The 23,223-nt window shown below is 44.6% G+C and carries 19 protein-coding genes; all 19 read right to left on the minus strand.

The annotated features are described in order from the left end of the window. Positions 1 to 31: 31 nt before the first annotated feature. A complete protein-coding gene (locus tag EP57_RS04630) occupies positions 32 to 1,198 on the minus strand; it encodes a hypothetical protein (protein WP_036084634.1) in 1,167 nt (388 codons plus the stop codon). A gap of 33 nt (positions 1,199 to 1,231) precedes the next feature. After that, positions 1,232 to 2,071, minus strand: coding sequence for a YitT family protein (locus EP57_RS04635; protein ID WP_036084636.1), 840 nt, complete (start codon positions 2,069 to 2,071; stop codon positions 1,232 to 1,234). Between the two features lie 65 nt (positions 2,072 to 2,136). Beyond that, the gene (locus EP57_RS04640) at positions 2,137 to 3,261 is read right to left on the minus strand and encodes a M20/M25/M40 family metallo-hydrolase (protein ID WP_036084638.1); all 1,125 of its coding nucleotides are present in this window, start codon (positions 3,259 to 3,261) and stop codon (positions 2,137 to 2,139) included. A 124-nt stretch (positions 3,262 to 3,385) separates the two neighbouring features. Further along, positions 3,386 to 5,845 carry a metallophosphoesterase gene (locus tag EP57_RS04645; protein WP_143812825.1) on the minus strand — a complete coding sequence of 820 codons (2,460 nt, stop codon included), beginning with the start codon at positions 5,843 to 5,845 and terminating at the stop codon, positions 3,386 to 3,388. A gap of 395 nt (positions 5,846 to 6,240) precedes the next feature. Continuing rightward, positions 6,241 to 7,179 (minus strand): N(5)-(carboxyethyl)ornithine synthase, encoded by a 939-nt coding sequence (locus EP57_RS04650; RefSeq protein ID WP_036084642.1) that lies wholly within the window; start codon positions 7,177 to 7,179, stop codon positions 6,241 to 6,243. A 315-nt stretch (positions 7,180 to 7,494) separates the two neighbouring features. Then, a complete protein-coding gene (nrdG, locus tag EP57_RS04655; RefSeq protein WP_036084644.1) occupies positions 7,495 to 8,043 on the minus strand; it encodes an anaerobic ribonucleoside-triphosphate reductase activating protein in 549 nt (182 codons plus the stop codon). Beyond that, positions 8,036 to 10,186 (minus strand): anaerobic ribonucleoside-triphosphate reductase, encoded by a 2,151-nt coding sequence (gene nrdD / locus EP57_RS04660; protein ID WP_036084646.1) that lies wholly within the window; start codon positions 10,184 to 10,186, stop codon positions 8,036 to 8,038. Before nrdD ends, nrdG begins: the two co-directional genes overlap by 8 nt. A gap of 283 nt (positions 10,187 to 10,469) precedes the next feature. Beyond that, a complete protein-coding gene (locus EP57_RS04665) occupies positions 10,470 to 11,129 on the minus strand; it encodes an acetyltransferase (protein ID WP_077916777.1) in 660 nt (219 codons plus the stop codon). A 17-nt stretch (positions 11,130 to 11,146) separates the two neighbouring features. After that, positions 11,147 to 11,842 carry a CpsD/CapB family tyrosine-protein kinase gene (locus EP57_RS04670; protein ID WP_036084650.1) on the minus strand — a complete coding sequence of 232 codons (696 nt, stop codon included), beginning with the start codon at positions 11,840 to 11,842 and terminating at the stop codon, positions 11,147 to 11,149. Then, on the minus strand, positions 11,832 to 12,596 hold the full coding sequence (locus tag EP57_RS04675) for a YveK family protein (protein WP_052167553.1): 765 nt from the start codon (positions 12,594 to 12,596) through the stop codon (positions 11,832 to 11,834). The genes EP57_RS04670 and EP57_RS04675 overlap by 11 nt, the downstream gene beginning before the upstream one ends. Positions 12,597 to 12,621: 25 nt before the next feature. Beyond that, positions 12,622 to 13,905: a lipid II flippase MurJ gene (locus tag EP57_RS04680; protein WP_036084653.1), complete on the minus strand. Its 1,284-nt coding sequence runs from the start codon at positions 13,903 to 13,905 to the stop codon at positions 12,622 to 12,624. A gap of 3 nt (positions 13,906 to 13,908) precedes the next feature. Further along, positions 13,909 to 15,348, minus strand: coding sequence for a hypothetical protein (locus EP57_RS04685; protein ID WP_036084655.1), 1,440 nt, complete (start codon positions 15,346 to 15,348; stop codon positions 13,909 to 13,911). A 6-nt stretch (positions 15,349 to 15,354) separates the two neighbouring features. After that, positions 15,355 to 16,512 carry a DegT/DnrJ/EryC1/StrS family aminotransferase gene (locus EP57_RS04690; RefSeq protein ID WP_036084659.1) on the minus strand — a complete coding sequence of 386 codons (1,158 nt, stop codon included), beginning with the start codon at positions 16,510 to 16,512 and terminating at the stop codon, positions 15,355 to 15,357. Positions 16,513 to 16,529: 17 nt separating this feature from the next. Further along, positions 16,530 to 17,129: a sugar transferase gene (locus EP57_RS04695; protein WP_277619745.1), complete on the minus strand. Its 600-nt coding sequence runs from the start codon at positions 17,127 to 17,129 to the stop codon at positions 16,530 to 16,532. Continuing rightward, positions 17,105 to 18,268 carry a glycosyltransferase family 4 protein gene (locus EP57_RS04700; protein WP_052167554.1) on the minus strand — a complete coding sequence of 388 codons (1,164 nt, stop codon included), beginning with the start codon at positions 18,266 to 18,268 and terminating at the stop codon, positions 17,105 to 17,107. Before EP57_RS04700 ends, EP57_RS04695 begins: the two co-directional genes overlap by 25 nt. Before the next feature lie 3 nt (positions 18,269 to 18,271). Next, positions 18,272 to 19,552, minus strand: a complete 1,281-nt coding sequence (locus tag EP57_RS04705; RefSeq protein WP_036085079.1) for a nucleotide sugar dehydrogenase — start codon at positions 19,550 to 19,552, stop codon at positions 18,272 to 18,274. After that, positions 19,552 to 20,586 (minus strand): NAD-dependent epimerase, encoded by a 1,035-nt coding sequence (locus EP57_RS04710; RefSeq protein WP_036084661.1) that lies wholly within the window; start codon positions 20,584 to 20,586, stop codon positions 19,552 to 19,554. Before EP57_RS04710 ends, EP57_RS04705 begins: the two co-directional genes overlap by 1 nt. Continuing rightward, entirely contained in the window at positions 20,583 to 21,776 is a 1,194-nt protein-coding gene (locus EP57_RS04715; RefSeq protein WP_036084663.1) for a glycosyltransferase, read from the minus strand. The genes EP57_RS04710 and EP57_RS04715 overlap by 4 nt, the downstream gene beginning before the upstream one ends. Further along, on the minus strand, positions 21,754 to 23,220 hold the full coding sequence (locus tag EP57_RS17270) for a polysaccharide biosynthesis protein (RefSeq protein ID WP_052167555.1): 1,467 nt from the start codon (positions 23,218 to 23,220) through the stop codon (positions 21,754 to 21,756). Before EP57_RS17270 ends, EP57_RS04715 begins: the two co-directional genes overlap by 23 nt. Positions 23,221 to 23,223: the final 3 nt, after the last annotated feature.

Consider the following 23,223-nt stretch of genomic DNA (forward strand, 5'->3'; position numbering starts at 1 on the left):
AGCTGCCATATGACAACCAGAGTCTCCTCCTTTAATGTATAAATTCCGCCAAAATACTCGTAATCACAACCGAAGTAATCGTCACTGTCGAAAAACCAGCAATAATCATCTTCGGCAAAATTTGGCCTTCAATTGCCGCGACTTCTTGTTCGTTTTCACCAACACTTCTCGCGGCCTCCTGACTCAAAATCATCGTTCCTGGGAACCCATATAGCGTCGTGAGGCCAATCGCAATCGACATTGGAATACTGTAACCAAGAATTTTTCCCATCACTCCGGAGAAAACAACACTTCCTGACACACCAACTGCAAACGCAATGCAAAGCGGTCCAACAAGCGCAATTAAATCATCCACCGAAGACGTGGCAAGCGGTCCAAAAATAATAATTAAAATAGCTAACATCATCAACCCGTAGGCATCAATACCACTTAAAATATTCGGTTTCAAAACACCAAACGCGCGAAGTAAAATACCGAGTAACAAGGCAACAACGAACTTGTTTAGCACGCCATCCGTAATGTTATTCACGTACGCCGCAACCATAACGACCACACCAACTACGAACAGCGTTCCTGCCGTTGTTTGCAACGCTTTTGGCAAAATGGTCTTTGGCTCTGCTTCGTGATGTTCTTCTGGTTTCTCTACTTTTAGCGTTCCTGCGCGATATTCCCCTTTTAACCGTGTCGCTTCTTTTCGCAAAATAAGAGAAGTTAGCGGGAAACCAATCAACCCTTGGAAAGCCGCAATTAAAACTGGGAAAACGGCAACCATGACCAACCCTGATGCCAGCGCTGCGTCCTGAACGATGATGACGGAAATAGTTCCACCACTAACCGCTCCAATCGCGCCGATAACGTAATTTTGATCTAAGAAAAGCGAACCGATAAGGAACATAAACGCGGCGATACCAACCACTGCCGCAACACCGATAACAACGGTTTTCCATTGTTTTTTCAATTCGTCAATACTAATCATCGTCCCAATATGAACAATGATGAAGCCAACAACCGTCTGACCTAGCGCCAACAAAGAAGAACTCGTCAACAGGTCTTCTGGAAATACATTCGTTTTAAAGCCAACCAAGAAAATAATAGACGCCACAAGTAGCGATGAAACTAATGATTTCGTCTTTTTCGCCACAAAATCACTGACTGCCCAAATAAGCATAATAATCGTAAAAGCTGTAACTGGATTCATATAAATCCCCCCATTTTGTTAAGCCTGTTGTTTTTATTCAATTGTATGATAACTAAAACCTAAACCGTGCACTTCCGAAACCGAGTAGGCGATGACGAAAGAATGCTTATCATAGGAATTAATCATCTTCAACACCGCAGGATATTCCCGGCTCTCCAGAATAACCATCAGCATCGATTTTTCACTGCCTGTATAACCGCCCGATACTGCAAAAACAGTAACGCCGCGTCCCATTTCTTCTAGTAAACCTGCTTTGATTTCTTCCATTTTTTCGTCGCTCATAATCATCACGGCTTTGCGTTTTTTGAGTCCTGTTTCTAAATAATTCATAATGATTGCAACTAAAATAAGTGAGAGAATCGCGAATAGAAATTCTTCTACACCAAACACGAAAATATTGAAAACAACAATAATCGTGTCTACTAAAAACAAGCCAAGTGACGTGTTCAAATGGAAATACTTATGCAAAATCAGTGGTGGAATCGTTGTCCCGCCACTTGAAGCACCAATGCGATACAGAATTGCCACACCAATCGCAAAAATCATACTTCCAAAAATAACTGACAATAATCGATCTTGCGCAAGCATCACTTCTGGAATAAGCGCAAGCGACAATGGCAATAGTAAACTTCCCAAGAACGACCGTAAAAATACCGCGCGTCCAAGAAAAACAAAGGCTAATACGAGCATCAAAATATTCAAAACCAATACTGTCAAAGCACGGTTAATTCCAAATGCCTGCTCCACTAAAATCCCAATCCCACTAACACCGCCTGCTGCAATGTGATGTGGGCCTAAGAACAAGTTAATACTTGCCCCGATAAGCGCGATGGAAACTGCTACGAGTCCGAATTGTTTCGCTAAATCTTTCATTTAAACACCTTCTATCCTAATTTGTCTTATCAATCTGTCGACTTGCGAAGGGTTCATCTCCACTTTTAATCCGCTGTTGTTCCGACTTGTTTCACGATTTCATATGCTAATTCCGCGCCTTTTTCGAGTTCGTGAATCGGAATGTACTCGTGAACCGTGTGGATTTTTTCATAGCCGATTGATAAGTTGGTTGTTTCTTTTCCTTGTTCGTTGAAAATGCTAGCATCACTACCGCCACCGCTCACTTCATGATTTGCTTTGAGGCCGATTGCTGCCAACGCTTTTGTTGCTATTTGTACGACATGCGTCTCGTCATTAAATCGGAAGCCACCGTACATTTTGTCTACTTTTATTGTTATCGCCCCACCCATTTCTGCTGTTGTTTTTTCGAATAATTCTTTCATATGTTTGATTTGTGCCTCGTATGATTCACTCGAAATAGATCTTACTTCCGCACGCATTCTGACGTTTTCCATGACGATATTTGTTGCGGTTCCGCCTTCAATTATACCAATATTTGCTGTCGTTTCAAAATCAATACGTCCTAATTTCATCTGCGAAATCGCTTTTGCGGCAATCTCCAGTGCTGAAATCCCTTTCTCTGGCTCAATTCCTGCGTGTGCTGCGGCGCCATGAATATTTATTTCCAATCCCGCATGCGTCGGACTACCAACCGTGATACTTCCGACTGGACCACCTGTATCTAAAACAAAACCGTAATCTGCTTGCATCAAACTCATATCAAAAGCTTTGATACCAATCAGTCCGCTTTCTTCTCCAACTGAAATGACAAATTCGAGCGTGCCATGCGGGGTATTTTGTTCTTTTACTTGCTGAATCGTTTCTATCATAATCGCGATGCCGGCTTTGTCGTCCGCCGCCAGAATCGTTGTTCCATCTGAATAAATCACGTCATCCTTAATCTGCGGCTTAATGCCCACACCCGGTGTAACCGTATCCATATGACATGAAAAGAAAATCGCGTCTGCATTCGTCGTAGCCGGTAAACGGCACAATAAATTGTTAGCACCAAATCCTGTCTTTGCCATCGAATCATCTTCTAATACCTCAAGCCCCAATGCCTTAAAACGTGCTATTAAATACGCTTGAAAATGCCCTTCATGCTTTGTTTCCGAATCAATTTGAACAAGCTCCATAAATGTTTCCACTAATCTTTCGCGGTTTATCATTTGTCTATTCCCCCTCGTCTTGTCTGCTAGATGATGTTACAACGCTTTCTCCAAATTTTTCCCGTGAATCGCCAACTCCAAACATAATAAAACTAGCCCTGTGAAAGACTAGTTTTTATTATGCTTATTTAAGTTTTTTGCGCCATAGTAGAGATGTGCCTAGTACGATGAAACTGGCTCCAAGAACAATTAGCGCCCACAAGGTGTTTGTATCTCCAGTTGATGGAAGGTCGGACTGTGCTGTGTCGCCTTCTGCTACCGATTCCGTTGTTTCGCTTGCCACTGGTTTTGGTGTCGTGACTGATATTGAATCTGTCACTTGTTCTGTGGCTTGGTCATTCGTAGTCGGTGTTTCGCCTGGCACAACTGGAGTCTCTTCATTCCCTGGTGTTACTGGGGTTGTCACTTCTGGATCAGGGTCTGGATTGGTAACCTCTGGGTCAGGATCTGGGTTTGGGTTTGGATTCGGATCTGGGTCCACTGGATTAGGTTCTTCCGCTTTTAATGCCTCTAAATCCGCCAGTTTCGCCGTTAATACCGACGCATTGCTAACATATTTTTGCAGCGTGCTATCAAGTCCGTCATAAGAAGCTTTTGCCGCCAAAATTGCCGCTTCGTCTGTCAGTGCCACTTTTGCTGGTAGGGCTTCGATTTCAGAAGTTACGGCTTTCGCTCGGTCTGTTTTCAAAATACCGTACGTGTCAAAAAGTGTCGCATCCGTTCCTACGCGCGCTGTTTGAGCTGATTTCGCGTCATATGTGTAAGCCTTATAGGTGAAACGATCCTCTGTAAAACTAATTCCCGCGAACATTTGCAACATCGGTTGTGCGTATTTCGCTGGATACACGCCAGACTCCTTCATCTTGGCTTCCGACTGCGGTTGGTAAAACTTGTAACCACTCGTATTAATCACGTGATAGCTTTGCCCGCCCGGGTCCACATCACGCGTAACACCATCTTCCGTCTCCTTGCCAATCGTGTCCGTCGCAATCGGTGTCATCCCGTCCATTTGCTCCGAACGGAAATAACTATGATCATGGCCTTGCAACACAATATCCACACCAATTTCATCAAAAACTGGCGCCAACTGATTGCGCAGCGTCACAATTTCACTATCCGTCATATGACTAGCCACCGTATAAATTCCTTTATGGAACGCAACAACAAGCCATTTCGCACCATCTTCACGCGCTTTTTTGGCATCCGCTTTTAACCAAGCAAGTTGCGTCGGATCAAGCGCTCGTGAATCTTGGTCGTTCGTGTTTAACATCATGAAATGCGCAGGACCATAATCAAATGAATAATACACACCTTTGTTCAAATTATTCGCATTGGCCGGGTGATCATAGTAAAAATGCTGGCGGAACGAATTATTAAACGCATCATGATTCCCCGTCGCAGCCGCAATTGTCGTGTTGCTCAACAAATTCTGCGAAGTCCCAAACAGCCATCCCCATTCTGCAGGACTAGAAGACGTATTCACCAAATCCCCCGTTTGCAAAATAAATTCTGACTTTGGAAACAGCCCAAAACCTTTGTTCAGCGTCGCATCCGTCCAACTATACTCCTCTTCACTGCTCCCTTGCGAATCCGTCACATATAAAAAGTCAAAAGCCTTCGTATCCCGTTTTTGCGTCGTAAATTTCGCAGGTTCCGTCCACACATTGCGCGCCTTATCACCGACACGATACCAATATGTTGCGCCCGCATCCAAATATTTCGCCGCCACCTGATGCGAGTATCCGCCTATCGCAGCGTCGTTCGCTTCACTTTTCCCCGTCACGGTTTGCGCTTGCCCGAAATTTGGCGTCGTCACACCAGCCACCGCTTTCACGTACTGCAAATCAGAACCCGCGTCCACCTTCGTATGCCATGTAAAACCTTTTTGCGTTTGCGTATTGCCAAAGAAAGTCACCGCAATTTTAGAAGGCGTATAATCCGCGACTTCACCAGTGTCCTCCGTCGTAAACGCCGTCAATTCCGCATCAAACGTCACATCCGAACTCGATCCCTTCTGTTGAAAAACCGCCACAGCAATCGTGTTCTTGCCTTCTTTCAGCGGAATCGCGCCCAACTTAATGCCCTCATATTCCATCGCGTCCGGCCCTAATTCACCCGAATAATCATTAAAATTAATCGCGCCATCCGCTAACCGTACCCGTTTCACTTCCGTCCCATTCACATAAACCACGGCACTATCATCCGCTTTCAACGCCAAGTTCGCCCGCAAATATTTGCCTGCATCCTTCACATCGATTTCTTTTCTAAAAAAGTAAACCGGGTATTTATTATTCGCATCATCCCCGTACGAAATCGTCGTATTAATCCCTACATCCGCATTTTTCGGATTATAGCCAAGTGCTCCTTTCCCCGTTTTCCAAGCTGTATCGTTAAAATCCGCATCACGCCATGTGTCTCCCGGATATGTCCCTTTATCCCAATACTTCCAATCCGATTGTTTCGCAAGCAATACATCTCCCGTTGCATCTTCCGCTTTTACCACACTCGGTGCATATGTAGCCCCAATTTGAACTAGAATAGCCACAACTAACAAGCCAATAAACATTGATCTCCACTTTTTCACGATTTTTTACTCCCCCTAAATTGAATTTCACTCACCCATCAAGTGTAACTTAGTAATGTTAAGGCTTTTTTGAGAAGGTATGTCGATTTTGTTGGCGGCTTGTAAATTTTAAACCCTTACAAGAATTATGATAAAACCGTAAGATAAACTTAGCAAATTGTTATTTAAATCGCGGGAACCTCCCATGTTTACCAGCTATAATAGAGTTATCAAGTAGAAAGGAGCTGTTCATTATGAAAAAAGCATGGCAAGTAATCTCAGCTATCGGCGAAGCACTCGTGAACCCAGTGAAAATGGCAGAGGAAGTTAATCGTGCGAGCTAAAAACCAACACAAAAAAACCCCGATGACCGCTAATCATGAAAAATGACAGCGAAACATTGGGGTTTGTGCATATTATTTATACATCGGATCCATAACCGCTACAACACTAGCTTCTAACGTTGCATTGGCTCTACTTTCTATCAAATCGTCAATATATTTCGAAATTTCTTCAGAGATAGACCGTGACGCCGTTCGGTAAAGCAGGCTAGGCGTATGATCTACCGCATAATGCAAAATACCATCCACCATATACGTCGGATTATCAATCGTTGTCGGAACAGTCGTCTCAATCGCGCCACCACGATCACAGCTCACATCAATAATCATCGCATTTTTCTTCATTCGTTGTAAATCTTCCCGATACATAATATGATCTGTCCGCTTCAAATCCCAAAGAATCGCATTTATAAGCACATCATAGTTCGGTAATTCTTTTTTGAAAAGTTCTTCTTGATTCCGATTATAAATATGAACCTCCGCGCCTAGGTTGAGTAATATTTTTTGTGCGCCGTGAGATACATTTCCACGTCCTAAAATCGCTACTTTTGTATTGTAAGGCATTTCGCCAATCAGTTGATACGCGTGCATAATCGCGCCTTCTCCGGCCAATTCATTATTCACCCAAAAACAATGACGATTCATGTAATCCATGTTCTCCCACGCATACGCTTTTACTTCCGACTGGGCTAATTTCTCCGCGATATCTCTATTCTGCTCGGCGTGAACCCAACCAAATACCGTCTGGCCTTTGCGCAATCGGCTTAAGAAATCCGAATCACCAATTTTCGGTTCGCAAATAATATCTTGGCGCAATACTTCTTCTCTGGACTGAATCACGCAACCTAATGCCATATATTCAGCATCTGGAATACCGAGCGCATCCCCGTATCCTTTTTCAAAAAAGAGTTTTTCCTTATTCGTAATTGTCGCAATGTGTTCAGGCAGCAAGGCAATTCGCTTTTCATTTTCCTTATGACTATTAACAAAACCCATCGTTTTCTTTTCTAACATTTTTTTACCTCCATCGTATTTGTGATTTAGATTATTCAAGTCTGATATCTTATTTATACCGACTTTTCTGACCATTTCTCACCTGACAAGCTTGTGTCGCATTTAGGAACATAGGCAATCTGCTTTACTCTACAGACAGCGATTTAGGTAAATCCCCGTATCTATTCTAGTCCTCATCCCTTTCCACGCACAGCAAGGAAGTAAAACAATATGAAGTGTTGCTATATTAACGCTTTCTCGCTATATCAATCATAACACATAAAACGAAATCCAATGATAATAACTAGCCACGCGAGCTACCATCATTGGATTTCATCACATATATAGGACTACTTTATTACTTGCTAACGACGCCTGCACATCAATAATCCGCTGATTAATCGAACCCTTAAATGCCAAGTTCGGGTCAAACAAATCCTGCTCAAAACGCCCATCGACAAGCACATCGATATAAGATAGCAATTCCAATTTATCCGGCGTTTCCTGCATCATTTCCTCCCACGTATAGCCCGTCCACGACCAAATATCCTTCGTATCGTCAAACAGCGCGCGAACCCGTTTCACAAGCGGCAAACAAACACCTGTATTCAAAAATGGTTCTCCGCCAAGCAACGTCAATCCTTGCACACTCTCATGCCACAAGTCCGCGATAATTCGGTCTTCCAGCTCCTCGGTGTAAGGCTTCCCATACTTAAACGACTGCGCCGCCTTGTTGTAGCAACCCTCACAATGAAACGGACAACCCGAAACATATAAGCTACAACGCACACCCTCACCGTCGACAAAATTAAATGGCTTATAATCCGCGATATAGTTTGCCGAAAGCGCTTCTGCACGCCATTCCTGTGGTTTTGGATTATTCATTTGGTGACTCCATATGTTTCACACGTTGCGTAATCTCTTCGTGTCTGCCATGCACCATTGGACGCTTCATCGGATTGCCAAGATACCCACACGTCCGCTTCACCACATCCGCCGTCTCTGGGTCCGTATTGCCACATTGCGGACATTTAAATCCTTCCGCAGTCGGCGTAAACTCCCCTTCAAAATCACATTCATAACAACGATCAATCGGCGTATTCGTTCCAAGATAAGCCACACGATCATACGAATAATCCCAAACAGCCTCCAACGCTTTCAAGTTATGCGTCAACTTCGGATACTCACAATAATGAATAAAACCACCCGAACAATATTGCGGATATTCCATTTCAAAATCCAATTTTTCAAACGGCGTCACTTTTTTGCGGACATCATAATGGAACGAGTTTTGATAGTATTCTTTGTCGGTGATGTCTTTAATGTCGCCATATTTCTCGCGGTCTAAACGATTAAAGCGATCCGTCAAACTCTCGCTCGGCGTCGAATACACGCTGAACCAATAGCCATACTCGTCCTTCCAAGCATCCGCATATTCTTTCAGCTCTTTCACAATCTCAATCGTAAACGCCTTCGCCTCCGGATTCGACTCCCATTCGCCACCATAAAACATCGTCGCAGCCTCATACAAGCCGATATAGCCAATCGAAATCGTCGAGCGTTCCTTATTGAACAGCTGATCCACGTCCTGCCCATCATCCAATCGTTTTCCAAAAGCACCGTACTTATACAAAATCGGCGCGTTCTCCGGTCTCGCCTCGCGAACCCGCTCCAATCGGAAAAGTAGCGCATCCTTCACAGTCTGCATCCGCTCCGTGAAAATTTCCCAGAATCGCTCTTTGTCACCGCCGCTTTGAATCGCAATCCGCGGCACATTCAGCGTCACAACACCTAAGTTATTCCGTCCCGCATTCACAAAATTCCCGTTCTCATCCCGCCACGCAGGCAAGAACGAACGACATCCCATCGGCACCTTGAAATCCCCCGCCAAGCGCACTAACGAATCATAATTCAGCACGTCCGGGTACATCCTTTTCGACGAACATTCCAGCGCTAACTGCTTAATATCATAGTTCGGGTCCGCCGCATCCAAATTCGTCCCCCGTTTTACCGAGAACACCAACTTCGGAAAAATCGCCGTCTGCCGGTCCTTCCCAATACCACCAAGCCTCACGTTCAAAATTGCTTTTTGAATTTCGCGTGCAAACCAGTCCTCGCCCAGTCCAAAGCCCAGCGTCACAAACGGTGTCTGCCCATTACTCGTGTACAGCGTATTGATCTCATATTCCAAACTTTGCATCGCGTCATAAATATCTTTTCGCGTCCGTTCCTGCGCAAACTCCTCACGCTTCTCCGCCAAAACCCATTTTTCCGCTTCCTGTTCATGCTTCTGATAATTCCGCTGTGCGTACTTCGCCAAAACTTCATCAATCCGGTCCACCGAACAACCACCGTACTGCGAGCTCGCCACATTCGCAATAATCTGCGCAATCTGAGCCGTCGCCGTCTGAATCGACTTCGGACTTTCCACGTTCGCATTTCCAATCGTAAAGCCGTTCGCAAGCATGCCCGCAATGTCAATCAAACAACAATTCGTCATCGCGTGATACGGACTATAATCCAAGTCATGAAAATGAATGTCCCCCTTCAAATGCGCATTCGCCACATGCTTTGGCAACATAAATTTCAGCGCATAGCTCTTCGCCACCGCGCCCGCCGTCAAGTCCCGCTGCGTATTAAAAACCGTCGCATCCTTATTCGCATTCTCATTGACCACCGTCTTATCCCGCGCCAACAACTTCTGCACACTCACCGTCATATCCGTCATACTAGAACGCTTCATATCCCGATCATGCCGATATTCAATGTACGCCCGCGCCACATCCGGATACGCCGATTTCATCAACTGATTCTCCACCACATGTTGAATTTCATCAATCGTCAGCGCCGCATCATTTGGTAAAACCTTCACAATGTCAACTAAAACTTGTTCCAAATAAGCCGCATCATCTATGTCACAACTTTTCATCGAAGCCTGTACTGCATTCCGAATCTTAATAAGATCAAAGCCAACCTTCCGCCCGTCTCGTTTAATCACCAATTGCTCTACTTCTTTTTCAACGTACATGCTCCCTCTTCCTTTCAAACACTATATACTGTATCTCCTTAACTATTATGACACAATATATATGTTTTTTCTAATGATAATCGACTAGCGAGCAAAAATAGGCACAAGTAATTAAATTTCAAAAAAAGCTTGCCAAGCGAGAATGTGATAATACCAACAATGTCTATTTTTAGTTGAGAATGTTTGGATGTTAGAGAGAACTAATGGCTTATTTGATAAGAAAGTCTGCGCTGGTTCATTATGTATGTTGAGGGAAAAATCGCTTATCCCTCTTGTTTGAAAACTATGCATGAATGACTTCTTTAACTTCTCGTCGTTTTAACAACTTAGCTGGCGTGCCGACCACGATAGTATGTTCCTCTACATCGCGCGTAACCGTTGAGCCAGCGCCAACAACCGACCACTCGCCTAAAGAAACACTCGGTAAAACGGTGACATTAGCGCCCATATTGACACCCGTTTGCACGTTAACGTAACCCGTAATAACCGTTCCCGGCGACGCTTGGCTGAAATCCGCAAAAACGGCGTCATGACCAACGATACATCCCGAATTAACAATACACTGGTTTTCAATGGTTGCGTCCACGTTAACGATAGCGCCTGCCATAATGAAGTTGCCGTATCCGATTTTGGCGTTGGGAGATATAATGGCGCGTGGATGAATAAGATTGACATAGTTCGTCATCGGTACATTTAGCGCGTCAACAATTTCTTGGCGTTTTTCATTATTTCCAATAGCGATGAAATAGGCATCCGCATCCGAAAACTTGGCACTGTTCGTAAAAGGTCCAATATGCACGCCAGCCTCATCTTGGTAGCTCGTCGTATATTTATCATCCAGAACGGCGATAATTTCATGTATCCCCATTAGAGCAACAATTTCTTTGGCCATTTTAGCAACACTGCCATCCCCGATTAGAATTAGTTTTTGCTTATGCATCATGTTTAACTCCTCGTCTTTTATTTATCACTGTATGTGTAGTACATTCTGGCGGCCTGCGCGTTTGGATTATTGAGCACCGTTCCCAGAATTTTAGTCTGTGTTTGTTGCAGCAATTCGATCGATTTAGCGATTTTCTTGTACTCTGACGCACCGCTTTTAATGATAAAAATAATGCCATCTGCAAGTCTTGCAATGAGTCTAGCGTCAGACGCAACAAGCACTGGCGGCGCATCTAGAATAATTTGGTCGTATTCCTCACGCAAAGTCTCAATCAATTCGGCTAGCTTCGGCGCATTTAAAATTTCTGTCGGATTCGGTGGTATATGACCCGATGCCAATACTTGCAACTTGTCGATTTCCGTATCTTGAATGGCTTTCGTTCGACATTCTGATTTCACAAGCAAACCCGTTAAACCAATCTCATTATTACTAAAAAAGACACGATGTTGCGTTGGTTTTCGTAAATCTAAGTCAATTAACAATGTTTTCTTCCCTTGTTGGGCAAAAACAACGGCTAAATTAGACGCCATAATCGATTTTCCTGCGTCTGGTTCGGCGGAGGTAATCATTAATACTTGGCTGGCTTGGCTAATCGTTGTGAATTCGATATTTGTTTTGACAGATGTGAATTCTTCGGAGATTGGAGATCTTGGGTCAAAATAGGTCACGAGTTTTTTACGGTTGTTTTTCTTTTGCTTATTTTTATTTCTCATAGACTGGTTTCGCCTCCGTGTGGGTTTTGTTCATGGCTTCGTATTTCGGTCTATTTTTGACGCTGTTATCTGGAATTTTAGAAATCGTGCCAAGGACTGGTAAGCCGAGTTTTTCCATGATTTGATCTTCGGTTTTGACTGTGGTGTCTAGGATTTCGCGTAGGAAACAGAACAGACCGGAAAGCACGAGACCTGCGACAAGACTTAGAAAATAGAACATTGTTTTATTTGGAAAAACGGGATGTGCGTTTTTTAGAACTTTGGCTTGGGACATCACTGTCACTGATTTATCTTTCATAATGACTGGCAAGTTTTCCTTGAATGCGCTAGCCGTTTCGTTGGCGATTTTGGCGGCCATGGCTTGGCTTTCGTCTTGTACTTGGATGTTTAGAACTTGGGAGTTTTGATCGTTGCTGGTAACAATTTTCTTGCTGAGTTCGTTCGTGGAATATTGGCCGCGTAGCTTCTCGGAGACTTTGTCTAGCACGAGCGGGCTTTTAATCATGGCGCTATACGTGTTGACCATTTGTAAGTTCGCTTGCACCTCAGAGTTTTGGACGTTGCTGTCGGCTTTGTTTGTATTTTGCACGACGAGGATTTGGTTGGTCGCCTTGTATTGTGGCGTTAAAATGAAATTCGTGATAGTAAACACTGCGACAAAAGTAACAATGACGATGGCTAGAATAATCCAGATATTCTTTTTGATGATTTTTAAGATGTCGAAGATGGAAATAACGGTTTGGCTATTTTGCAAAAAAATCGGCTCCTTCCTGGAATGGTTATCTTTTTTTGATAAAGCTTCGAATCATGTGATAGTCTTCTTTTTTTATAATAAATAGGTCGCGAAAACGGATATGGTAGCGGCGTTTTAGCCATAGGACACACATAAGACCGCAGACGGCGTACGATAAAATCGAGGCAAACGCAGAACCTACAATGCCCATCGTCGGGATGAGTAGGAAGTTCAAGCCCGCATTGAGCACAACACTGATAATCAATGTCCAGAGGTAGAATCCCCATTTTCCTTGGGCACTAAAAAGCGTGCCGATGATTTTGGAGTAAATAATGAACGGAACCGCGAGAAACATCAGTAATGTAGTGAAGTACGCGCCTGCGAATTCGGCTCCAAATAGGAAAATGATGATGTACTGACCAAACACGGCCATGAAAAGGATAAAGAGTAACACTAATGTCATCGCCATCCGAATCGAAAAAGTGAGACTGTCAATCGCATCGCGTTTCGCGTTTTTGTTTAGCATGACTTCTTTGAACACATCAGGTAACATCCAGGCGTATTCCGCAAGTTGAACGCCCGTGCTGTACAATCCGATGTCAGATGCAGCCACGTGAAGCCAGCCGAGGAACAGAATATCCATGCGGTAATTCAAGGCAATGAGACACGTGACCACCATCGGGAGAATTCCTTGACGCGCAATTTTAGGCCATTTCCAAACCTTAATTCGCTTTTGTTTCCGACTAATAAGCGGTGTTTTTGCTGGTTTGCTCGCCAGTAACGTCATGATAATGGGGACGATATTTTTGGCGGCATAAACGAGTAGTGCAATAAATACGTATTGTGGGGCAATAAAGTAGACGACAGCGGTCAGCGCGCAATTGGAAACCGCGGTTGTAATAGCGATGATCGTGTGTTTTTTGATATTTTCAACGAGGTTAATTTGTGTGAGTTGGATGGATAAAACGTTCAGCGCAATAAGCACCATGATGGTGACGTAGTCTGCGGGTTGATGCAAGAAGTACATGCCCACTGCGATTCCGATATAAAAGAGATATTGGAAAATCGACAAAGCGATGAAGGTGGCTTGGAACTGGCGCGGACGCTGTTCTTGGCGTTTGTAATTGACGTAAACCAATGAAATACCCATATTGAGTACGGAGACACCGATGTTTACCATGTTCATATAATACGCATATTCGCCTTTTAAGGTCGGACCAAGATAGCGCGTTAAGAAAACGACAGACAACAAGCCGGTTAAAATGACAATTCCTTTTTTAAACAAAGTCATCCCGTAAGAACTGGTGAGTATTTTTTTGATGGCATGCATAACTTACGATTCTCCTCTGTTCGTCACCATCTGATGCCTGCTTTGGCGCGTGAAGACGATTTTTTTGTTAAGCCAGTAGACAATCAGGAATAGGGATAAATTGAAACTCAGATCATTGATTAAAATAGTAAGGTTTTGCCCAGCCATCAAGCCTAGACGGGCACAGGCAAGCGTTAAAATGTAGTAAATCTCGATGTTTTGGCTTTGTAATTTCTTGCTGTGTAAATAGTAGGCAAAGCAGATGACCGCAGCACCTAATATCGGCGCGAAAATCGGACCAAAGAACAGATTGCCCTGTCCGACCATCGGGATGATTTGCGTCATATGATCGGAGAAAAAATAGCGTTCGTTAAAGTAGAGCGACGAATATTTAATCGGCCAATCCGCAATGAAGGACCCAATACCAATCATCGGCCGGAAAATGTCATAGAAAAACACGCTAAGATTACCTGCCTCCGGAAAAAGATGCTTCGTTTCCAGCGCAATCGCAACATTGTACGGTCCCGCCAAATACACTTGTAATTTATCCGTATAGTCAATGAGCTTGCTCCCGCCATCTGAGATTGACGAAATCTTCCGAAACGTGGCGATTGCCGATAACATCGTCGGAATAATAAGACATACCCCGAAGAAAAGATGTTTGAAAAAATGCGGAAATAGCTGCCGGAAAATCAAGATCGAGGCAATCGCCGTAATCACGATATCCGCGCGGTTCGTTCCCATAAAAATACCTATGTTCACAAAGACGGCAAGTGCGGCAAACCAGACAAAACGGTTTTTGCCAGTGGTTTCGTATTTCTGATGACAATACCAAATCACAATCAGGAAAAAGAGTTGTTTCGCAACCATGAATAGGAAACCGACCATGGCTGTGAGTAACGACGCGCTTTCTGTGGAGCCGCCAGCACCTGGCATGAAAAAGCCAATTTTGCGAATAACGCTTGGAAAAGCCAGCAGACTCACAATCGATACGGCAAAAAGCAAGAAGTAGATACCGTTTTGCGGTCGTTTTGTTAATTTTGCTTGTACGCGTTTTGGTTTGCGTTTGATGCGTTGATCTAGAATGAAAATCGTCAGCGATAATATAGCTAACTCGTATACCATAAGTAGCGTGGCGTTTTGAATCGTTTCTGGTAGTGGTGCAACGGGCGAGCGGCCGCCGTAATAGTTCGCGTAGACGAGAAACATCGGCATAATGACAAATCGTAAAAACTGCATCAGCGTCAAGACCAAGTTGAACACGCGTAGCTCTTGTTTCAATGACGGTGCCAAGACAAGCGCATAACTTGCCGCAAAAGCGACCGGTAAAAGCGAAAGCCATTCATATCCAGCGGCTGGAGTCCCTAGGCTGACAATCGTGAAGCTCGCAAAACACGCCACGTAAATCACACTATGCAGAAGCATGCGCAACCAGGTAGTTTTATTCGAATTGGTTTGTTCCATACGTTTTTAAACCTCAATCTCCCGCTTTTCTTGTATCGCTTGTACGGCGGTGTTTAGCGTGGCGACGACGTGAGCTAAGTCGGATTCCGTGAGACTCGTCGTGGACGGCAAACATAGGCCAGTGGCGAAGAGCTGCTCGCTAATCGATGTTTCATTCACTTCATGAGCGTAAAAAGCGCAGCCCGCAAAGCATGGTTGGGTGTGCATCGGCTTCCAGAGTAATCGAGTTTCAATGTTGTGGCGCGCCATAGCTTGCATCACGTCATGTGGATTGACATCCAAGGTCAGCGTCGTCAACCAGTAGTTATTATATGTCCCTGTAAACTCCGAATGCATCTGAATCGCCGTGTTGGAAACCAAATGCTTGCTATAATAATCAAAAATAAAACGCTTCGTCAAAATCCGTTTTGGCAAGACACCAAATTGCGCGATGCCAATACCTGCGGAAACATTGCTCATCCGGTAATTAAAACCGATGCTTTCATGTAGATAATATGGCGCTTGCTCTTTGGCTTGTGTCGATAGTTTGCGTGCTTTTTCGATGAACGCGATGTCATCGGAAACGAGCATTCCCCCGCCAGATGTGGTGATGATTTTATTCCCGTTAAACGAGAAAATACCTGCTTTACCAATCGTCCCCGTTTGCTTGCCGTGATAGGTGGCGCCAAGTGATTCAGCGGCGTCTTCGATAATCGGCACGCCGTATCGGTCGGTTAGCGCCTGAAGTTCTGCCATTTTGGCGCTTTGTCCATAAAGATGCACAACAATCACCGCTTTAGGTAGCTTCTCTTTGGCAGCGGCATCATGTAAAGCACGTTGCAATGCTTGTGGCGACATGTTCCACGTATCCGGCTCCGAATCGATGAACACGGGCGTAGCACCTTGGTATACAATCGGATTCGCGGACGCAGCAAAGGTGAAACTTTGACAGAAAACCGTATCCCCTTGACCTATGTCTAGTGCGGCGAGCGACAAGTGTATCGCAGCTGTCCCAGAGTTCGTGGCAAGTGCCGCGGCAGCACCGGTAAATTCCATCGCCAAACGTTCCATCTCATCGACATTTGGTCCAAGCGGTGCCACCCAATTCGTGTCGATGGCTTGCTTCATGTATTTCATTTCTTCCCCGCTCACATGCGGAATACTAAGCGGTATATGCTCGTGCAATCGGTTCTCCTTCTTTCTTACATGGTTTGTTTATTCCCTTGAAATCGCTCGACGGTGACATGCCCTTCTTGGCTCACACCATGGGCGAACAGGACTTTTTGAATCGTCATCCCGATGATTTTCATATCAAATTGGAAGCTCGCATAATGAGTGTAATAGACATCCAAGAAAAATTTGCGTTCCCAACTGATGGCGTTGCGTCCGTTCACTTGCGCCCAGCCGGTGATGCCAGGTTTGACGTTGTGGCGCTTGCGTTGTTCCTCCGAGTAAAGCGGCAAGTATGCCTCACGTAATGGTCTTGGTCCAACGAAAGCCATGTCGCCTCGGACAATATTGATAAGTTGCGGAAGTTCGTCGAGACTTGTTTTGCGTAATAGTTTGCCGAAGAACGTTAGGCGCTGGGCGTCAGGTAAGAGATTGCCAGACGCGTCTTTGGCGTGATTCATCGTGCAAAATTTATAGATGGTGAATAATTTCTCGTCTTTGCCGACGCGGACTTGCTTGAAAATAATCGGGCGTCCGTTCAGGCACGCGATGAGGAGCGCAAGGACTAGGAAAACGGGGGCTAGTAGGACAAGCAATAGGCTCGCAATCACGATGTCTGCTTTGGATTTGATAGCTTGGTACATGTCTGTTCCTCCTTTTTGATTCCTGTATACTGCTGTAAAATGGCCTCCCATACCGTTTCTTGTTGGAAGTCATGTATAATGCGCATTCGACCTGCACTTCCCATCTCGCGGCGTAAATCTGGATTGCACAGTAGTTTCGCGATTGCGACGCGGATTGCTTCTGGTTGCTTCGGCGGCACGAGATATCCTGTCTTGTTTGGAATAATCGTGTCTTTCGCACCCGTCACGTTGGTCGTAATGACGGGAAGTTCGCTATAAGCAGCCTCCATCGCGACATTACCGAAGCCTTCGCGGTAAGTTGGAAAAACAAAAATATCCATCCAGTGATAAATCGGCGCGATGTTTGGTTGGTAATCCAGTAACGTAATCGCTGGGTCGTTTTGAATCTGCGTAATCGTTTGCTCCGTTAACCCATGATCTGCGTCTAGACGCCCGACTAGTAGTAGTTTTGCATTTGGAAAGTCGGGTGTCAGGAGTTGGAATGCTTGCACGAGGTCATCGATGCCTTTGTCCTTGGTGAGCCGTCCCACAAAGCCGATGACTTGGGCGCCTTCTCGGAAAGGAGACAGTGTGCTAGCCTGTTGCTGGGCGTCGAATTTCGTCATATTCATTCCGTTGCTGCTTCCCGCACCCGCGATGGCGAGCTTTTCCGGTTTGACAAGGCGTAGTTCATCCGCTTTTTCAAGAAGACTTGGGCTGATACAGAGGACTTGGTGGGAGCACGCGCTGATGAGTTTTTCGATGGTGAGGAGGAGTTGGCGTTTCTTCCCAGTCATGGTTTCTAGGCGCAGGCCTCGCAACGTGTAAATGCGCTTTGGTACCCGCCAAAACCAGCTTGCCATCCCGGCGAGTAATGACGCTTTCGGTGTGCCGTAGTTGATGATGGCTGGCCTTAGCCGACGAATCAGACGTAGCATCTGAACAAAAGCTCGCATGTCCTTCCAAATGGAAATCTCCCGTTCCATGTCTAAAGCGTGAAACATGATGTCGGCAGGAATGTCTTGCGCTTGTTCGCCGCTCGATGCGATGAGGTGCACGTCATAATACTGCGCCATGAACGCCAACTGTCCGTCTAATAATTTAATGCTACGCGCGGCTGTGACGACATACACGAGTGTTGGCTTCATGACTTATAATCCCCAGTAATGAATCGACGCTGGCATTGTTTTCTTATCAAACACCCGTTTTAAATCTACAAATAAAGCAGGTTGATCTTGCTTCAGCAAATAATGTTTCTCCGGTAAATGCGCTTGGAAATCATCATGCGCGACGGCTAAAATAACCAAGTCCGCAGGTTCCAATTCGTTATATGGAATCAAATCCACACCATAATCCGCTTTGGCTTCTTCTGGGTCCGCCATCGGATCTGCGATTTGGATGTCGAATTGATACTGTTCTAACTCATCCAAAATATCAAACACCTTCGAATTCCGTAAGTCCGGCACGTTTTCTTTGAATGTGAGGCCTAGCACAGAAATTTTGGCGCCTTTTAAATCAATACCTTTACAAATAAGCTCTTTCACGATGTTCGATACGACGAATTTGCTGACATTGTCATTGACGCGACGACCGGACAAAATGATTTGCGGCGTGTAGCCTACGCTTTCTGCTTTGTGTGTTAAATAGTACGGGTCAACGCCGATACAATGCCCACCAACAAGCCCTGGACGGAAGTTCAAGAAGTTCCATTTCGTACCTGCCGCTTTCAAAACTTGATCCGTATCAATATCTAAAATGCGGAAAAGCATCGATAGTTCGTTCATAAGTGCAATATTTAAATCGCGTTGCGTGTTTTCAATAACTTTCGCAGCTTCGGCGACCTTGATAGAATCAACAGGATGCACACCTGCTTCTACGACACGGCCGTAGGTGTTAGCGATGATGTCAAGCGCTGCTGGGTGGTTGGCAGAGACGACTTTGGTGATGGTGCGAAAGGTGTGGACTTTATCACCCGGATTGATGCGTTCTGGCGAGTAGCCAACAAAGAAATCTTTGCCTTCTGTAAGACCTGATGCGCGTTCTAAAACAGGCACACATTCTTCTTCTGTAGCCCCTGGATAAACCGTCGATTCAAAAACGACAATCGCACCTTTCGTCAAATTTTCACCGACGAGTTGCGAAGCTTTTAACAAAGCCGTCAAATCGGGTTGGTTACTGCCATTGATTGGCGTCGGTACCGCTACAATGATAAAATTCGAAGCCTGTAGTTTAGCGGGATTCGATGTAAAATCAATCGTCGTTGCTTCTAATGTCGCTGTGTCTACTTCATTTGTGCGGTCATAATTGTTTTTTAGCTCCGCGATACGTGCGTCGGAAATATCAAAGCCAACGACTGGCAACTCTTTTCCGAATTCTGCGGCTACGGGTAATCCTACATACCCAAGTCCGACTACTGCTATTTTTAAATCCATCATTTATAAACCTCTCCCTGCTTGTTTTCTGACTGATACGTGACATACCATTCGACAAAAGCGCTAATGCCTTGTTCGATGGTCGTGCTTGGTTTGAAGTCCACAGCTTTCATCAAGTCTTCTACATCTGCATGTGTTTTTTGAACATCGCCGGGTTGCATCGGTAGCATTTCCTTCGTTGCAACTTTGCCAAGCTTCTCTTCTAATGTCGTGACATATTTCATTAAATTAATCGGGCTATGATTGCCGATATTGTAAATTTGATACGGGGCGCTACTTGTTGCTGGGTCAGGTTGCATCGCGTCCCATTCCTGATTTGGCACAGGTTCTGTTAGTGTCAGGCGATAAATCGATTCCACGACATCATCGACAAACGTAAAATCGCGAATCATGTCGCCGTTATTAAATAAACGAAGTGGCTTATCATTCAAAATCGCATCTGCGAACTGGAATAACGCCATATCTGGGCGTCCCCACGGTCCGTAAACAGTGAAGAATCGTAAGCCCGTTGTTTTTAAGCCGAATAAATGACTGTACGCGTGGGCCATCATTTCATTCGCTTTTTTCGTTGCCGCGTAAAGCGATAGCGGGTGTTCTGTGCTTTGGTGTGGCGAGAACGGCATGGCTTGGTTGGCACCGTATACCGAACTGCTGGAAGCATAAATGAGTTGTTCTACCGCATGATGTCGGCAGTTTTCTAAAATATTCATGAAACCAACAACATTGGATTGCACATAAGCGTCCGGATTCTCCAAACTATAACGCACACCTGCTTGAGCGGCTAGATTAATGACAATCGCTGGCTTTTCCTCTTGAAAAATACCCTCCATTGCCGTTTTATGTGCCAAATCTTGCTTGTAAAAAGTGAAATTCGGATGTTCTAATAAAGCTAGTCTTTTATGTTTTAGCTGGACATCATAATAATCATTGATATTATCGACACCAATCACGATGTAGCCTTCTTTTAATAAACGTGCGCTAACATGAAAGCCGATAAATCCTGCGGCTCCAGTCACCATTATTTTTTTTGTCATGATAGTGTCCTTTCTTTGTTTTTTACTGTGTCAAAAAAGGATGCAAATAATTCCGCGCGGCGCTTTTGCAGGACTGGCTTGGTGTAACTAGCTGCCATCGCGATGTTCTGCTTGCTTTGTTGGATTTGTTTCTCGGGGTGTTGCATCAGGTCGGATAGTATGTCTGCCAACGCATGTGCATTTCCTATTTCGTGGATATATTCAGGGGAAAGTAGTTCAGGAATACCGCCTGCGGTCGAACCAACTGCTGCACAACCTCGTGCCATCGCTTCGATAAGTGCTCTTGGAACGCCTTCTGTTCGACTCGGCTGAATGTAAATATCCATCGTATCCAGCCAGTTCAACACGGCTTCTCCTGCGGGCAAAATTCCACAAAACGTAACAGCCTCTGCCACATGATGATTCACTGCGAGCTGTAACCATTTGTCTGGATTTCCTGGACCTAAAATATAAAGATGTGTTTGCGGATGGCTATTTTGAAGTAATTGCATGGCTTCGATTGCTGTATCGATGCCTTTATAGTTCGTATTTAACGTCGCAATTATCCCAATTTTCACTATTTTGTTTTGTTGCGTGTGAATACGTGCTTCTCGAGCGCTTGCAATATGTTCGGAAATCGTGTCAATTTCAACGTTGGACGCGCTTCGTTGCATACCCGTTGTGGGGTACTTTTCTTGCAAGTCCCGCTGCGTCACATAGAGTACGTGTGAGCATGAAGAAATGTTTTCTTTCATCCTGTTACCTGTGCGTTTGGCGAGCAGTTTTAACGTTTTAGAACCGTGGTGGAGATAGCTTTCTACTGGGTCGCCAACGACTTCAATGGCATACGGCTTGCCTAGTTTTTTCGCAGCTTTCACAGCCATTGTCCCAATACGCGATGGTAATCTTGCAATGACGGCATCCACTTGGGAAACTTCTTGGTTCATTTTTTGTTGTGCTTGATTGTATGGCAACATATTTGTCCAATGATGCGAAGCTGGTAGGTATTTAAAAGACACATGAGGCGCGCTTGATATCCCGTATTTAGAAATATCCGCATCTGTTGGAAGGTCGAATACGCGTGCCACAACGACTAATTCATCCGTATGCTCTAAATATCGATCCCAAACCGCCGCATCAAAGGCATTTTTAGATAACATGGTGCTTCCTTGTTGAAAAAAACGGTGATCATGAGCGAATAAGGTTTTCATGGGGAATGACCTCACTTTGCTTCACGCTAAGCACTTTTTTCTTAGCGACTAAATCATAAATCGTCTGTACTAATATCTCATCGTCAAGCTGGTTAAAAGTTTCGATAAAATGGGTAATAGATTCTGCAGAAAACGTCGTCGGCCGGCCAATATGCACTTTCGGAATAATTTGTTCTGGGTACATTTCGCCTTCGTTCATGAGCTCTTCGTAAAGCTTGTCTCCAGAACGAATGCCAGTAAATGCAATATTGATTTCTTGGAGTGTAAAACCTGACATTGTAATTAATTTCTCGGCAAGCGTTGTAATTTTAATTGGTTCACCCATGTCTAGCACATAAATTTTGCTACCTTGTTGCAGGCCTCCTGCTTGAATTACCAATCCTGCTGCTTCTGGAATCGTCATGAAATAACGCGTCATTTCTGGATGTGTTACCGTCACTGGTCCACCTTGTCGAATCTGTTCTTTAAAAAGTGGGATGACACTACCACGACTACCTAATACATTCCCAAAACGCACAATCGAAAAATGGCTATTGGTTTGTGTCGCGATCATTTGGACGGTCATTTCAGCGATGCGCTTCGTGGCACCCATCACGTTATTGGGATTTACGGCTTTATCAGAGGAAACTAAGATGAAAGATTCAACATAGTTTTTGGCCGCAGCTAAAGCAACATTTCGTGTGCCTAATACGTTGTTTTTCACAGCTTCTCGTGGATTTTGTTCCATTAATGGGACATGTTTATGGGCAGCGGCATGATATACAACATTTGGTCGGTATTTCGTCATGATTTCGTTGATTCGGTTGGCATCTTGGATATCCGCGATGACCGGTTGAATTCGGACTTGTTCGCCAAACGCTTTGCGCAACTCCATGTGGATTGCGTAAATACTATTTTCGCCGTGTCCTAGTAGGATTAACATTTCTGGTTGGAGTGAGCACACTTGACGGCAAATTTCAGAACCAATCGAACCGCCTGCACCTGTGACAAGCACTGTACTTCCTTTAATTTGTTCGCTTACTTGGTGTTGATCCAATTTTACCGGCTCGCGGCCAAGAAGTTGCTCCATCGTGACATCAATATGGGCTTGTTCTTGAAACATCGTATCGTTCACACCTGTTATAATACGTAGATTTAATTGTAACTCACGGCATTTTTTTATGAACTGCATTTTCTTTACGTCGTTTAGTGACGGGATTGCTAAGACTACTAGATCAATAGGATGGCTTGCTATCACGCTATCAAGTGCTGCGATACTCCCAACAACAGGAATATCAATAATGTGTTGTTTGTGCTTGTTTGTATCATCGTCTAAAAATGCGATTGGTGTGAAGTTAGCGGGCTGTTCTTTGAGCTGCTTAGCGACGATAATTCCTGCAACCCCTGCACCGATAATCAAAACTTGTTGCGCTACTTTTCGGTTATTTTTCGTTTTGTTTGTCATTTT

The organism is Listeria booriae, from assembly GCF_000766865.1.
In the GTDB taxonomy this organism is placed as follows: Bacteria; Bacillota; Bacilli; order Lactobacillales; family Listeriaceae; genus Listeria_A; species Listeria_A booriae.

Excerpts from the sequence above, each read along its gene's own strand:
- EP57_RS04630 (WP_036084634.1), bottom strand. The coding sequence starts at position 1,198 with ATGAATCCAGTTACAGCTTTTACGATTATTATGCTTATTTGGGCAGTC.
- EP57_RS04635 (WP_036084636.1), bottom strand. The coding sequence starts at position 2,071 with ATGAAAGATTTAGCGAAACAATTCGGACTCGTAGCAGTTTCCATCGCG.
- EP57_RS04640 (WP_036084638.1), bottom strand. The coding sequence starts at position 3,261 with ATGATAAACCGCGAAAGATTAGTGGAAACATTTATGGAGCTTGTTCAA.
- EP57_RS04650 (WP_036084642.1), bottom strand. The coding sequence starts at position 7,179 with ATGTTAGAAAAGAAAACGATGGGTTTTGTTAATAGTCATAAGGAAAAT.
- nrdG (WP_036084644.1), bottom strand. The coding sequence starts at position 8,043 with ATGAATAATCCAAAACCACAGGAATGGCGTGCAGAAGCGCTTTCGGCA.
- nrdD (WP_036084646.1), bottom strand. The coding sequence starts at position 10,186 with ATGTACGTTGAAAAAGAAGTAGAGCAATTGGTGATTAAACGAGACGGG.
- EP57_RS04665 (WP_077916777.1), bottom strand. The coding sequence starts at position 11,129 with ATGATGCATAAGCAAAAACTAATTCTAATCGGGGATGGCAGTGTTGCT.
- EP57_RS04670 (WP_036084650.1), bottom strand. The coding sequence starts at position 11,842 with ATGAGAAATAAAAATAAGCAAAAGAAAAACAACCGTAAAAAACTCGTG.
- EP57_RS04680 (WP_036084653.1), bottom strand. The coding sequence starts at position 13,905 with ATGCATGCCATCAAAAAAATACTCACCAGTTCTTACGGGATGACTTTG.
- EP57_RS04685 (WP_036084655.1), bottom strand. The coding sequence starts at position 15,348 with ATGGAACAAACCAATTCGAATAAAACTACCTGGTTGCGCATGCTTCTG.
- EP57_RS04700 (WP_052167554.1), bottom strand. The coding sequence starts at position 18,268 with ATGAAGCCAACACTCGTGTATGTCGTCACAGCCGCGCGTAGCATTAAA.
- EP57_RS04705 (WP_036085079.1), bottom strand. The coding sequence starts at position 19,552 with ATGGATTTAAAAATAGCAGTAGTCGGACTTGGGTATGTAGGATTACCC.
- EP57_RS04710 (WP_036084661.1), bottom strand. The coding sequence starts at position 20,586 with ATGACAAAAAAAATAATGGTGACTGGAGCCGCAGGATTTATCGGCTTT.
- EP57_RS04715 (WP_036084663.1), bottom strand. The coding sequence starts at position 21,776 with ATGAAAACCTTATTCGCTCATGATCACCGTTTTTTTCAACAAGGAAGC.
- EP57_RS17270 (WP_052167555.1), bottom strand. The coding sequence starts at position 23,220 with ATGACAAACAAAACGAAAAATAACCGAAAAGTAGCGCAACAAGTTTTG.